The sequence below is a fragment of the Vibrio sp. 9-16B-A1 genome (assembly GCF_056726165.1).
On record NZ_JBSDZD010000001.1, the window covers coordinates 259,734 to 271,814 of the forward strand.

General features: G+C 51.1%; 14 protein-coding genes. 6 read left to right on the plus strand and 8 right to left on the minus strand.

Annotation, left to right across the window (positions count from 1 at the left end; all coding sequences use genetic code 11):
* Window positions 1–236: 236 nt before the first annotated feature.
* The 3 genes from ACVB80_RS01225 to ACVB80_RS01235 all read right to left on the minus strand — a co-directional run bounded on the left by ACVB80_RS01225 (window position 237) and on the right by ACVB80_RS01235 (window position 3,166).
* Window positions 237–800, minus strand: coding sequence for an NnrU family protein (locus tag ACVB80_RS01225; protein ID WP_481079432.1), 564 nt, complete (start codon window positions 798–800; stop codon window positions 237–239).
* A 138-nt stretch (window positions 801–938) separates the two neighbouring features.
* The gene (gene tdh, locus ACVB80_RS01230) at window positions 939–1,970 is read right to left on the minus strand and encodes an L-threonine 3-dehydrogenase (protein ID WP_481079433.1); all 1,032 of its coding nucleotides are present in this window, start codon (window positions 1,968–1,970) and stop codon (window positions 939–941) included.
* A complete protein-coding gene (locus ACVB80_RS01235; protein WP_481079434.1) occupies window positions 1,970–3,166 on the minus strand; it encodes a glycine C-acetyltransferase in 1,197 nt (398 codons plus the stop codon). Before ACVB80_RS01235 ends, tdh begins: the two co-directional genes overlap by 1 nt.
* 206 nt (window positions 3,167–3,372) lie before the next feature.
* Here ACVB80_RS01235 and ACVB80_RS01240 point away from each other — a divergent pair, with 206 nt between their 5' ends.
* Entirely contained in the window at window positions 3,373–4,299 is a 927-nt protein-coding gene (locus tag ACVB80_RS01240; RefSeq protein WP_481079435.1) for a LysR substrate-binding domain-containing protein, read from the plus strand.
* Here ACVB80_RS01240 and ACVB80_RS01245 read toward each other — a convergent pair.
* Both ACVB80_RS01245 and ACVB80_RS01250 read right to left on the minus strand, forming a co-directional pair.
* Entirely contained in the window at window positions 4,274–4,897 is a 624-nt protein-coding gene (locus tag ACVB80_RS01245) for a DUF488 domain-containing protein (protein ID WP_481079436.1), read from the minus strand. The two genes, ACVB80_RS01240 and ACVB80_RS01245, sit on opposite strands and share 26 nt — an antisense overlap.
* On the minus strand, window positions 4,888–5,346 hold the full coding sequence (locus ACVB80_RS01250; protein ID WP_481079437.1) for a hypothetical protein: 459 nt from the start codon (window positions 5,344–5,346) through the stop codon (window positions 4,888–4,890). Before ACVB80_RS01250 ends, ACVB80_RS01245 begins: the two co-directional genes overlap by 10 nt.
* A gap of 253 nt (window positions 5,347–5,599) precedes the next feature.
* Between ACVB80_RS01250 and gloA2 the strand changes: the two genes are divergently transcribed.
* The gene (gene gloA2 / locus ACVB80_RS01255; RefSeq protein WP_481079438.1) at window positions 5,600–5,983 is read left to right on the plus strand and encodes an SMU1112c/YaeR family gloxylase I-like metalloprotein; all 384 of its coding nucleotides are present in this window, start codon (window positions 5,600–5,602) and stop codon (window positions 5,981–5,983) included.
* 33 nt (window positions 5,984–6,016) lie between these two features.
* Here the strand turns inward: gloA2 and ACVB80_RS01260 are convergent, their stop codons facing one another.
* Together ACVB80_RS01260 and ACVB80_RS01265 are read right to left on the minus strand one after the other, a co-directional pair.
* Window positions 6,017–6,760: a PHP domain-containing protein gene (locus ACVB80_RS01260; protein ID WP_481079439.1), complete on the minus strand. Its 744-nt coding sequence runs from the start codon at window positions 6,758–6,760 to the stop codon at window positions 6,017–6,019.
* Between the two features lie 53 nt (window positions 6,761–6,813).
* Window positions 6,814–7,749: a DMT family transporter gene (locus tag ACVB80_RS01265; protein WP_481079440.1), complete on the minus strand. Its 936-nt coding sequence runs from the start codon at window positions 7,747–7,749 to the stop codon at window positions 6,814–6,816.
* A gap of 92 nt (window positions 7,750–7,841) precedes the next feature.
* On the opposite strand from ACVB80_RS01265, the gene ACVB80_RS01270 reads away from it, so the two are divergent.
* The 3 genes from ACVB80_RS01270 to ACVB80_RS01280 all read left to right on the plus strand — a co-directional run bounded on the left by ACVB80_RS01270 (window position 7,842) and on the right by ACVB80_RS01280 (window position 9,835).
* Window positions 7,842–8,771, plus strand: a complete 930-nt coding sequence (locus ACVB80_RS01270) for a LysR substrate-binding domain-containing protein (protein WP_481079441.1) — start codon at window positions 7,842–7,844, stop codon at window positions 8,769–8,771.
* Window positions 8,768–9,088 carry a heavy metal-binding domain-containing protein gene (locus ACVB80_RS01275; protein WP_481079442.1) on the plus strand — a complete coding sequence of 107 codons (321 nt, stop codon included), beginning with the start codon at window positions 8,768–8,770 and terminating at the stop codon, window positions 9,086–9,088. The genes ACVB80_RS01270 and ACVB80_RS01275 overlap by 4 nt, the downstream gene beginning before the upstream one ends.
* A 174-nt stretch (window positions 9,089–9,262) precedes the next feature.
* Window positions 9,263–9,835 carry a PhnA domain-containing protein gene (locus ACVB80_RS01280; protein ID WP_481079443.1) on the plus strand — a complete coding sequence of 191 codons (573 nt, stop codon included), beginning with the start codon at window positions 9,263–9,265 and terminating at the stop codon, window positions 9,833–9,835.
* 109 nt (window positions 9,836–9,944) lie between these two features.
* Here the strand turns inward: ACVB80_RS01280 and ACVB80_RS01285 are convergent, their stop codons facing one another.
* Window positions 9,945–10,958 carry a LacI family DNA-binding transcriptional regulator gene (locus ACVB80_RS01285; RefSeq protein WP_481079444.1) on the minus strand — a complete coding sequence of 338 codons (1,014 nt, stop codon included), beginning with the start codon at window positions 10,956–10,958 and terminating at the stop codon, window positions 9,945–9,947.
* A gap of 146 nt (window positions 10,959–11,104) precedes the next feature.
* On the opposite strand from ACVB80_RS01285, the gene ACVB80_RS01290 reads away from it, so the two are divergent.
* Window positions 11,105–12,028, plus strand: coding sequence for an aminoimidazole riboside kinase (locus ACVB80_RS01290; RefSeq protein ID WP_481079445.1), 924 nt, complete (start codon window positions 11,105–11,107; stop codon window positions 12,026–12,028).
* Window positions 12,029–12,081: the final 53 nt, after the last annotated feature.

The window sequence follows — 12,081 nt, forward strand, 5'->3', positions numbered from 1 at the left end:
CGCGGAAGTACAGGAACTGACACAGACTTCCGCAAACAAAACCACCCGCTGTATACAATATGCAGCGGGAACTGTTGCGTTGGTCTCGTCGAGGTGGCGGGTCTGCCACCTTTGCGCGCCGGATAGGCTGGGACACCTAACGGGATGACGACGTGCAAATTCTCATCAACTACTCCCCAAGACAGGGCGATATTACGCCCGATTTCAAAAGCGGTCTACTACTATTTTTTATTCCTTTAAATCAGTGGAATGCCAGATAAATAACGATGTAAATAAACCAGTGTAACCCCATAGAGGATGACACCTGCAACCACCGCAATTACATCTGCGCTGACTCCACCTGTATCCGGTTTAAGCCATTCTCCTTCCCTGCGGTTAATCAGCCAGATCTCCAGCAGCGCCCATACCCAGATGCCACCAAACAGCAATATCGAGCGATCTTCGCCGTTACTCACCAAATGAGAAAAGGCCCACAGCTGCACCGCTTTGAGCTGCGGATGGCGGATGGTGCTGCGAAGCCTGGTCGGAAGGAGTGAAGAGGTCATCAAAATGTACGCCAGCAGCATCAGTGGACCGGTCATTCTGGCCATTCCTGGAGTCGGGTAATAGAGGACACTTCCAATACCATCGCGCCAGCCAAAAACCATCAGTGCTAAAGAGATCAGTACAACCAGACTGAACAGCCCTTTGTACCCACCCTCACCCACAGCCCCAATCCAGGCCTGCCGACGCGCCGGTGCCAAAGCAGGAATGAAGTGTACTGCAGACCAAAGAAGTATCCCGAAAAACAGCATCAACATATTGGTCTCCTGTGACACCAATAATTCTCAGACGATATTCATACTGTAGCAGCTAAGCAGTTAAAAAACCGGGCAGTAAAAAAAAACGGGCAGAAAAAAACCGGGCAATGCCCGGCTTGGTATCAAAGTCAGAAAGGCTTACTGCCAGTCCAGAATCACTTTTCCTGACTGACCAGAGCGCATCACATCAAAGCCCTGCTGGAACTCATCAATCTTGTAGTGATGAGTGATGATTGGGGTCAGATCCAGACCGGACTGGATCAGGCTCGCCATCTTGTACCAGGTTTCAAACATTTCTCGACCGTAGATGCCTTTGATGATCAGACCTTTGAAGATCACCTGGTTCCAGTCGATGCCCATGTCTGATGGCGGAATACCCAGCAGTGCAATACGACCACCGTGGTTCATTGCTGTCAGCATGGTGTTGAATGCAGCCGGAACACCGGACATTTCAAGACCCACATCGAAGCCTTCGGTCATGCCCAGTTCATTCATCACGTCATCCAGGCTCTCTGTGGCAACGTTCACCGCACGGGTAACGCCCATTTTACGGGCCAGGTCCAGGCGGTATTCGTTCACATCGGTGATCACCACGTGGCGTGCGCCAACATGACGGGCAACTGCCGCAGCCATGATACCGATTGGGCCAGCACCGGTGATCAGCACATCTTCGCCTACCAGGTCAAAAGAGAGTGCTGTGTGTACTGCGTTACCGAACGGGTCAAAGATAGACGCCAGGTCATCAGAGATCTCAGCCGGGATCTTGAATGCATTGAACGCTGGAATCACCAGGTACTCAGAGAACGCACCGGTACGGTTTACGCCAACACCAATGGTGTTACGACACAGGTGAGTACGGCCGCCACGACAGTTGCGGCAGTGACCACAGGTAATATGACCCTCGCCCGATACGCGGTCACCAATCTCAAAGCCGCGAACTTCCTGGCCAATACCGACCACTTCACCCACGTACTCGTGGCCCACAACCATAGGAACAGGAATGGTCTTTTGTGACCACTCATCCCAGTTGTAGATGTGAACGTCAGTACCACAAATCGCGGTTTTCTTAATCTTGATCAGCAGATCGTTGTGGCCAAGCTCAGGCATGTCCACTTCGGTCATCCAGATGCCTTCTTCAGGCTTCAGTTTTGAAAGTGCTTTGATTTTCATTAGTCGATCAGCCCCATGTCACGGCCTACTTCGATAAAGGCGTCAATTGCACGGTCCAGTTGCTCACGGCTGTGTGCTGCAGACATCTGGGTACGGATACGCGCCTGACCTTTCGGTACAACAGGGAAAGAGAAGCCGATTACATAGATACCTTTCGCCAGAGCGCGCTCGGCAAACTCAGCCGCAACTTTCGCATCACCCAGCATAATTGGGATAATTGCGTGGTCAGCACCCGCCATGGTGAAGCCTGCTTCTGTCATACGGGTACGGAAGTGCGCCGCGTTTTCCCACAGACGGTCACGCAGTTCACCGCTCTCTTTAAGCAGGTCCAGAACGCGGATAGAAGCGTTAACGATCGCTGGTGCCACTGAGTTAGAGAACAGGTATGGACGCGAACGCTGACGCAGCCAGTCGATCACTTCTTTCTTACCTGAGGTGTAACCGCCTGATGCGCCGCCCATCGCTTTACCAAGCGTGCCGGTAATGATATCGATACGGTCGATAACGTCGTGGTATTCGTGAGTGCCTGCGCCGGTTTTGCCCATAAAGCCAACTGCGTGAGAGTCATCGACCATCACCAGTGCGCCATACTTGTCAGCCAGGTCACAGATAGCCGGCAGGTTTGCAACCACACCGTCCATTGAGAACACGCCATCGGTCACGATAAGAGTGTTACGCGCGCCCGCTTCTTTTGCTTCGATCAGTCGCTCTTCCAGCTCAGCCATGTTGTTGTTGGAGTAGCGGAAACGCATCGCTTTACACAGACGCACGCCGTCGATAATAGAAGCGTGGTTCAGTGCGTCAGAGATGATCGCATCTTCTTTACCAAGAATGGTTTCGAACAGACCTGCGTTCGCATCAAAACATGAGGTGTACAGAATAGTGTCTTCTTTACCCAGGAACTCAGACAGCTTCTTCTCAAGCTCTTTGTGGATGTCCTGAGTACCACAGATAAAGCGTACAGACGCCATACCAAAACCGTGAGTTTCCATGCCCTCTTTACCCGCTTCAATAAGCGCAGGATGGTTCGCAAGACCAAGGTAGTTATTGGCACAGAAGTTCAGAACTTCTTCACCGGTTGAAATCGCAACCTGAGCCTGCTGCTGAGAGGTAATTATGCGCTCAGACTTGTACAGACCTTCGTTTTTTACTTCTTCTAATTGATTTTGGATTTGCTGGTAAAAGGCAGAAGACATGCTCTTGTTCCTTTTTAATTGGATTGTCTATTGTTTGGGCGGAGCCCTTGATTTATCTTGATTGTAATCGATTCCCGACCGGTGAATTAGGCGTTACTGCGGAAAAACATTAGTGAACCTCAGGCACAAATAAAGCAAAAAGGCGCATCCAGTTCACAAATTTGAGTTATGATGTTGACTCATTGTCTCACTGCGGGTCGTATTCCATGATCAATACCAAGCTGATCACCCTTCTGCCTGATCTGGCGTCTTTTATCATAGTCGTGAATGAGGGCAGTTTTACCGCTGCGGCAAAAAAACTGGGCGTTACACCTTCAGCGCTGAGTAAACTCATCACCCGTCTTGAGCAGGCGCTGTCAGTCAAATTGTTTGAGCGCACTACCCGGACGCTGCAAATCACTCATACCGGCCAGAAGATTTACGACCAGAGCCTTGTCATGGTTAACGCTGCCCAGCAGGCCATTGATGTTTCCACCATGGACCACGAATCCCCCTCCGGCTCCCTGACCGTCGCGGCACCGGAAGCATTCCTTCATTCCGTACTGCAGCCCCATGTAGTGCCTTTTCTGACCCGCTACCCGGATATCCGCCTTAAATTACGAGCGGTTGATGGCGATATTGACCTGTTTCGCCAGAACATCGATATTGCGTTCAAACTGACCGATAAGCCCGATGAAAACCTGGTGATGAAGGAGATCAGCAAAACCAATCTGGTACTCTGCGCTTCGCCGGATTACCTGAACAAAAACGGGACACCTGTTCATCCAACCGAGCTTGGCAGTCACCAGTGCCTCTACCTCGGCGAGACCACCAGGGATAATGTCTGGAACTTTATGAAAGGTGATGAGTTTCTAACGGTAAAAGTGAGCGGACGATACGCAGTAAACCAGTCTCAGATGCGTCTTCACGGTGTCAAACAGGGACTGGGGATCGGCATCTTCCATGACTTTGTGGTCAAAGATGCCCTGCAGCACGGGGAAGTCAGGCAGGTGCTTGGAGACTGGACGATCAAAAGCAACTACTATGGTGCGGTTGCGATGCAGTATGCCCAGACCAACTATATGCCCGCACGGCTACGGGCATTTATTGACTATTTCAGCGATAAACTCAGCGTTGCCGCTGACGCATTTTAGCGTAACTTTTCAGCCCCTCCCGCGCGACTTTATCTGCCGTGCAATGGTAAGCCCAGTCGAGAATCTCTTCCGGCAATGCCATCTCCGGCGGGGGCGAAAGTGTCCTTCTTTTCACCCGGTTAAGGCAGCGCTGAATCATCGCTTTTTCAAACTCACAGGTGCTTCCGGCCTGCCTGCCATCATGATGGCTCACTTCGAGCTGATGCATTCTCAGCAGGCGACTGAGTACAATAAAGCGATGACAACTCAATGGATCCGCTTTCGATGACATAAGAATGCCACCCGGTGAAAGCCGTTTAAGCTCTTCGATTCCCTGCTGGTATCGCTCCCGCTTCAGCACTTCCTCATACTTCACCTCTCCCCGGTGCAGCGGAGCCTTTTCATCGTGGTTTCTTGGTCCCAGCAGATGACCAAGATAGTGATACTCCCAACCAAGGGATTCGAGGTTATGACACAGGCGGCTGCGGTTAAACTGCGGAAACATCCGGCTGCCGGGAAAGCTGCGAATATCTATCAGCACTTTGCTGGTTTGTGTGCCACTTATCAGCGAGAAAAAGTGGTCAAACGAGTGATTCGAGTGTCCAATTGTTACCCACATGTGCCCCTCCTTTGTACCGGCGCAAAGTCCGGCATGCTGTAGCTCTTAAACACCACCCAATGACTAAACGGCACCACAAGATAAGCGACGACAATCCCAACCGGCACACCCGCCAACATTGCTTTAAGCAGGATCACTATATCGAAGCCCACCCGAGGGATCAGGGCAAACGGCACCATGATAATGCTCATCACAACAGACATCAGTACACAGAACGCAAAGTCTTTAAGTGGTTTTGCAAGCCCGGGGGCATAGCGTGCAAGCAGAAGTGAAACAGAGATGCCGACAATCGCTCCCGCCGGAATGGTCAGGGGCAACTGCATCATCCAGTTAAGCAGGTTGAAAGGCTGGTTATATGCGGTAAGAAAGACGAGGTTCATCACCAGCGAAAAGGTGACCGAAACCAGAAGACCGAATTTACGGCGTTGTTTGTTGTTATTGTCAGACATAAAAAAAACTCCCAATCAGATTAGATCGGGAGCAAACTTATACTAACAAAAACAAAATTATCAGTCTGGTATTTTTTTGAATAATTCCTATTAGCAACCAGCTTTTTTATAGTAACAGGCTGATAAATAACAAATACCAACAATTGCCCCTGCATTTATCATGGAATTATATTGTGATCTTGATCAAATTTTAATTTACCCGACATCAGCCAGGTTGAGTACAATCTGCAGTACTCAACCAATGGGAGTCACCATGCTTAAGAGAGTCCACCACGTTGCCATCATCGCCTCTGACTATCAGCGTTCAAAACGTTTCTATACTGAGATCCTTGGCCTTGCCATTGTGGCTGAAACCTTCCGCAGCGAGAGAAACTCATACAAGCTCGACCTCGCCCTGCCCGATGGCAGCCAGATTGAGCTGTTTTCATTTCCCTCCCCGCCTCCAAGACCAAACAGTCCGGAAGCTCAGGGGCTTCGTCACCTGGCTTTTGCGGTCGATGACGTTCAGGCCTGTAAGCACGAACTGGAAAGCAAAGGGATCGCAGTAGAGCCAATACGGGTTGATGAACTGACGGGCAAAGCATTCACCTTCTTCAAAGACCCGGATCAATTGCCACTTGAGCTGTATGAAGTATAAAAAAGCCAGCTAATTTGCTGGCTTCATTCTGAATTAAAGTTCTGCGTACTCCGCTATCGCTTCCCTTCTGCGGCGCTCCAAAAAATCCAGGAACTGACGCGGCGTGTGGGTGATCACCTGCTCCGGCGGCATGGCGATTTTATCCAGCATATCGGATACCAGTGGCAGTTTGCCGATATCCTGACAGAAATGCGCATCTGAGCCGGTAGTAATGTATGCGCCGTGCTTTTTGGCGGCCAGGGCAATCTGCTCACAGCGGCTGATACTGCCAACACGGCTGGTGCCGGTCAGTGAGGTATTGTTGATTTCAACCGCCACGTTGTGCGCTTTTGCCTCTGCCACTACGGCGTCAAAATCAAAATCGAAGTTAGGGTTACCCAGGTGGCCAAGCGCGTCAACGCGCCCGGAGCGGATAACGTTGATCAGGGCTTCAGTATGCGTTTCCCTGTTTGCCGGATGAAAAACCGGCTCATGGAAGCTGGCAATAACCCAGTCCAGGTTGCGGTCTACCGAGGGGTGAAGGTCAATCTCTCCTTCAACATTCAGGATATTGGTCTCTGCCCCACGGATCACCGCCACCCCTTCAAGAAAACGTGGCAGCACGCGCTGGTTACTGAAAAACCAGTAGTGAGGAGCGCCAGGCATGGATTCGGTATGGTCGGTGGTACAAAACATCTTCAGCCCGTTCTCTGCAGCCGCCCTGGCGTTTTCAATCAGGGTGCTGTAAGCGTGACCGCTCGCGTATGTATGGGTATGGGTATCGACCAACAACTTCATAATCTCTGCCTTGTTCTCATGCTGTCTGCTTCATCTGGTTGCGCATTATAGCATTACTGTGTGGCAGATGAATGATTGTTATAGCTTCCGCTAAACCAGACTTTAATCCGGGGATAAAAGGTATTAATCACGCTTGCTGCCACAATCAGCCCCAGTCCGAAATACTTGTCCGGGCTCAGCAGTTCATCAAACAGCAGCCACTGCCACAACAAGCTGAACACCAGATTGGTATAAATCAGGGGGGCCAGTGAAGAGCCGCTTTCCGCCAGTCGGTAGGCTTTGGAGCGAAACATCTGGGTATTAATGATAAGCAGGCTCATTGCAAACAATCCCCAGATTACCCAGCTGCTCTCTGAGGCCGGCGTAAACACGGCAATATCAGTCGCAGGCATCCCATATAGCATCAACACAGGAAACAGCAGCATCGCAGCTACCAGAAAGCACCAGAAATTAACGCTGACGGCGCTGACTTTGTACTGGCTGGCGCGATAGAGACTCAGCTGCGACCCAGCATTGAACAGCCCGGCCGCCAGGCCAAACGCCACTTCTGGTTTTAGGGTAATTGACCCCGGATTACCGGCCAGCATCAGCACACCAGCAAAGGTCAGGCAGAGACACACCATCGTGACAGCTTTTATCCGAACCTGAAACAACAGTTTTTCTAACAGCGGAATAAACAATGGTCCGGTACCAAAAAGCACAACGGTCTCCACCAGTGACAGCACGGAAATCGCGTGTATAAAACAGATCTGGCTTCCCGCCAGGCACACACCCCGGACAAGAAAACTGCGCCAGAGCGCCTTCTCAGGAAGCCGGATCTTACCGGCAATCATGGGCAGGACAAGCAACAGTGCAGGAATAAAAAATCGCGCAAAAGCGTGCAGTTGGGTACTGATTTCTGTGCTGATGAACTTAGCGAACACGCCGGTAAGGGAAAGACTGAGAGTGGACGCCAGCATAAACAGCGTGGCGGAAAAACTTTTGGACATACTGCGCTCCTGTTGTTGTTTTCTATTCTGGATCGCATTCCGCTAAATTAAAATCGACTATATTTAACCTGTCTTGTTAAAAATACTTACACATGAATATACCACTCAAATCTCTGTATGCTTTTGTGGCCGTTGCTGAATCCGGCAGCATGACTGAAGCCGCAAAGTGGCTTAATGTCAGCCACTCTGCCATCAGCCAGGCAATCAAAAACCTGGAGCAGTATCTCGGTCAGCCTCTGCTGATCAGAAACGGACGAAAAGTCAGCCTGTCTGCAAAAGGTCAGGTCTATTACCGTAAGATTGCCCCAGCTCTGGAGCAGATTTCCGACGCCACAGCAGCGATACGTAAACAGCACACCAGCAACCGCCTGACTCTCAATATGATCACATCGCTGGCCATGCACTGGTGGATCCCGAGAATGAATGAGTTTCAGGCCATGGCACCCGATGTGGATGTGCGCGTATCAAACCTGGTAGGCAGTTTCGATATGGAGATGCAGGGCGTGGATGCTGCGATTATTCACGGCCACCCGGATGACTGGCAGGACTACTACTGCGAGAAACTCAGTGATGACGAAGTCGTACTGGTTGCCAGCCCCGACCTTGTAGACCGGCGAATAGGTCTGACCGATATTCTGCGCCGTTTCCCGGCTATCTATGTCAGTAACGACAGGCGAAAAAACGACTGGGAAATCTGGTGTAGCGCCCAGAACCAGCCCATCCCAAGACAGCAAAAGAGTCTGAGTTTCAGCACCTCCGTTCAGGGAGTCCACGCAGCTATCCGTAAACTGGGCATTTTGGTGACCCACCGCCAGTTTGTCCGGGATGACATCAGCAGTGGCCTGCTGCTGGAGCTCGGTAAACCGGTTCTCAACCCTTTACACAGTTTCTATTTTGCCTGCCCGCCAAGGGCACTCAAATCAGAAGCTGTTCTCACATTACGAACCTGGCTGCGGAACGAATTTAATCCCCATCAGTCTGATTCTGATAATCACCAACAATCAAAGCAGGAGCAGCTATGATAGTCACTACCACACAAAGCGTCGACGGTAAGCGAATCACTCAGTACAAAGGCGTCATCGCAGGCGAAGCCATACTCGGCGCAAACCTGTTTAAAGATATGTTTGCCGGAATACGCGACCTGGTCGGAGGCCGCTCGGCAACCTACGAAGCAGAACTGCAAAAAGCCCGCGAAATCGCACTCAGGGAGCTCGAGCAAAAAGCACTGGAACTGGGTGCCAATGCCGTAGTTGGCGTAGATATCGATTACGAAGTGCTCGGACAGAACAACGGCATGCTGATGGTCAGTGCCAGCGGCACTGCGGTTGTGGTCTCCTGACAACCAGGAGGCTCCGGCCTCCTCTCCCCAGCAATCCAGCAACCCAGCATATACCGTACACCCATCCATAACATGGAATCTATTATTCCACGCCAAAATAACCGCCAGCCCTTTTATTCCGTGCAATAAAGTGGATAATACACGCCATTCATACACGTACAGGTGACTTTATCTATGTCTGTAGAAGCTACTATGCTTGAACGCTGCGGTTCTAAATGTGAACTTTGTGGCGCTGAATCTCCACTTAAACCTTATGCTGTTGCACCTCACTCTCAGGTGACGGTTGACCACGCAATCATGCTGTGTGACACCTGCCAGGATCAGGTTGAAAACCCGGACAAGATGGACGTGAACCACTGGCGCTGCCTGAACGACAGCATGTGGAGCCAGGTTCAGCCGGTACAGGTTACAGCATGGCGTCAACTGACCCGCCTGACTAAGAAAGGCGAAACCTGGGCTCAGGATCTTCTGGATATGATGTACCTGGAAGAAGAGACCATGAAATGGGCCGAGACCGGCATGGATGAAGACGGTGCAAAACACGTTGACTGCAACGGCGCTGAACTTCAGGCTGGCGACAACGTAACCATCATCAAAGATCTGCCGGTAAAAGGCTCAAGCATGGTGGTTAAGCAGGGCACTATGGTTCGCGGGATCAGCCTGAGCAAAGACGACGTTGAACTGTTCTCAGGTAAAGTTGAAGGCCAGTCCATGTGGCTGCGCTGCGAGTTCTGCCGTAAGAAGTAACTCAGCACAACTGACATAAAGATGAAAGGCGCCCATTGGGCGCCTTTCGTTTATCCGGGCTGAAAAAGAGTTTGCGGATAGCTGCAAACGTTCCGAAAACCTGCTGTTATCAGCCCGGATCCGCAGCACTTGCCCGCCGTATATGTAACCTTGCGGGTACCCGGTGGCGTTGCTGCGTATCTGAATTAGACAACTTCCCGCTCAGACAATCAAATACCAATTGGGCGATCTGCTCACAATCCTGCTCAATTGAGTCAATTTTGTACGGCAGACAGTCCAGAATCGAATAATTATCAAACGTTGCGATACGTGTTTTACTTACATCCAGTTCCGGATTCTGGGCCAGATACTTCAATACCCCCTCCAGCAGCGAGTAAGATGCGGTAAACAGGCATTCGGGAGCGCGGCCAAGCCGGTTAACACACAGCTCCATCATCTGGTATCCGGATTCTGGCTGATAATCCCGCTGCAACACCCACTCAGGGTCCACAGAGAGGCCAAGCTCAGACAATGCCCTGCTGTAACCGGCAAGGCGCTCCCGACTCGGGGACAGCGCATTCTGACCCCCAATAAAAACGCACTCTTTCGTGCCACTCATCAGCCCGGTTAACAAACAGCATACCGACTGCTCAGCATCCGACACCACAAAGCTTGCTTCAGGGTAGTCAAACTCACGGTCAAAAAAAACAACAGGAACAGAGATATTAAGCGAGCGATAAAACTCAGCACTGGTATGGCAGCTTGCTGCCATCAGGCCATCTACCTGACGGTCAAGCAGATTCTTAACTGCTTTTTCTTCAATACCCTGGTCATCTTCGGTGGACGCAATCAAAAGCTGGTAGCCCTGTTGCACACAGAGTTTCTCCAGCTTACGGGCAATTGTGGCAAAACCCATATTGGTCAAATCCGGAATAACCAGACCAAAAGTAGCGGTTCGTTTGGACTTAAGTGCCCGGGCAACAGAGCTCGGTGCGTAATTATGCTCATTTACCACAGCCATCACTTTTTCGACGGTTGACTGTGGAATTCGGTGCTTTTCGGCATGGCCGTTTAGCACAAAACTGACGGTTGATTTGGATACCTCTGCCAGCGCAGCGATATCAGCGAGTTTTAGTTTCTTCACTTATCGGACTCTGATCCCTGATGTACCTGGATCCTGCTCAGGATCACAATTTTGCAGCTTTGCATCATACTCTAACTTGAATGCGATTGCTTTGCTAAACCGGTTTAGTAAACTGCGATCAGGATTAAATACGAGAGGTTTTTCACATGAGCAAAGTTTGGGTAACCGGAGACGCGGTTGTTGACCTGATCCCTGATACAGATTCAACCTACCTGAAATGCCCGGGCGGCGCGCCGGCAAACGTAGCCGTTTCCATCGCCCGTCTCGGTGGGGAGAGCGGTTTTTTTGGCCGTGTGGGCCACGATCCTTTGGGGCGTTTTATGAAGCGGACCCTTGGCAGCGAAAATGTGGATACTACCGCGATGCTGCTTGATGAGGATCAGCGCACCTCAACCGTCATCGTCGACCTGGATGACAATGGCGAACGCAGCTTCACCTTTATGGTAAAGCCAAGTGCCGACCAGTTTATGCAGGTCAGCGACATTCCTGAGTTTAAAGCAGGTGAATGGCTGCACGTCTGCTCTATTGCACTGGCAAACGAGCCGAGCCGCTCTTCAACACTGGAAGCGATGAAACGCATCAGACAGGCGGGCGGTCAGGTAAGCTTTGACCCTAACCTGCGAGACGAAGTTTGGGCCAATCCGGAGGAGATTATCCCGGTCGTGCGCCAGGCAGTTGCCCTTGCCGACGTAGTCAAGTTCTCAGACGATGAACTGATGTTCCTGACCGAAGCCCAAAGCCTTGAACAGGGCATCGCAGCCCTGTCTGAATTCGATAATCAGCTGATACTGATCACGCAGGGGGCCAAAGGCGCGCTGGTGATTACAGATGAAGGTCAGAAGCTTGTATCCGGAATAGCAGTGAAGCCGGTGGATACCACTGGTGCGGGCGATGCCTTTGTTGGCGGTCTTCTGACCCGTCTGGCACAGAGTGAAAACTGGACCAGCAAAGAGGAAATCCATGAGGCGGTTCGCTGGGCTAATGGTTGCGGCGCACTGGCGACAACCCAAAAAGGGGCAATGACCGCCCTGCCCGGCCGGGACGAACTGACCCACTATATCGGACTGTAACTTACATATATAAAAACACCCGCCGGTTTTGGCGGGTGTCTTTATTTTGCTGA

Excerpts from the sequence above, each read along its gene's own strand:
- ACVB80_RS01225 (WP_481079432.1), bottom strand. The coding sequence starts at position 800 with ATGTTGATGCTGTTTTTCGGGATACTTCTTTGGTCTGCAGTACACTTC.
- tdh (WP_481079433.1), bottom strand. The coding sequence starts at position 1,970 with ATGAAAATCAAAGCACTTTCAAAACTGAAGCCTGAAGAAGGCATCTGG.
- ACVB80_RS01235 (WP_481079434.1), bottom strand. The coding sequence starts at position 3,166 with ATGTCTTCTGCCTTTTACCAGCAAATCCAAAATCAATTAGAAGAAGTA.
- ACVB80_RS01240 (WP_481079435.1), top strand. The coding sequence starts at position 3,373 with ATGATCAATACCAAGCTGATCACCCTTCTGCCTGATCTGGCGTCTTTT.
- ACVB80_RS01245 (WP_481079436.1), bottom strand. The coding sequence starts at position 4,897 with ATGTGGGTAACAATTGGACACTCGAATCACTCGTTTGACCACTTTTTC.
- ACVB80_RS01250 (WP_481079437.1), bottom strand. The coding sequence starts at position 5,346 with ATGTCTGACAATAACAACAAACAACGCCGTAAATTCGGTCTTCTGGTT.
- gloA2 (WP_481079438.1), top strand. The coding sequence starts at position 5,600 with ATGCTTAAGAGAGTCCACCACGTTGCCATCATCGCCTCTGACTATCAG.
- ACVB80_RS01260 (WP_481079439.1), bottom strand. The coding sequence starts at position 6,760 with ATGAAGTTGTTGGTCGATACCCATACCCATACATACGCGAGCGGTCAC.
- ACVB80_RS01265 (WP_481079440.1), bottom strand. The coding sequence starts at position 7,749 with ATGTCCAAAAGTTTTTCCGCCACGCTGTTTATGCTGGCGTCCACTCTC.
- ACVB80_RS01270 (WP_481079441.1), top strand. The coding sequence starts at position 7,842 with ATGAATATACCACTCAAATCTCTGTATGCTTTTGTGGCCGTTGCTGAA.
- ACVB80_RS01275 (WP_481079442.1), top strand. The coding sequence starts at position 8,768 with ATGATAGTCACTACCACACAAAGCGTCGACGGTAAGCGAATCACTCAG.
- ACVB80_RS01280 (WP_481079443.1), top strand. The coding sequence starts at position 9,263 with ATGTCTGTAGAAGCTACTATGCTTGAACGCTGCGGTTCTAAATGTGAA.
- ACVB80_RS01290 (WP_481079445.1), top strand. The coding sequence starts at position 11,105 with ATGAGCAAAGTTTGGGTAACCGGAGACGCGGTTGTTGACCTGATCCCT.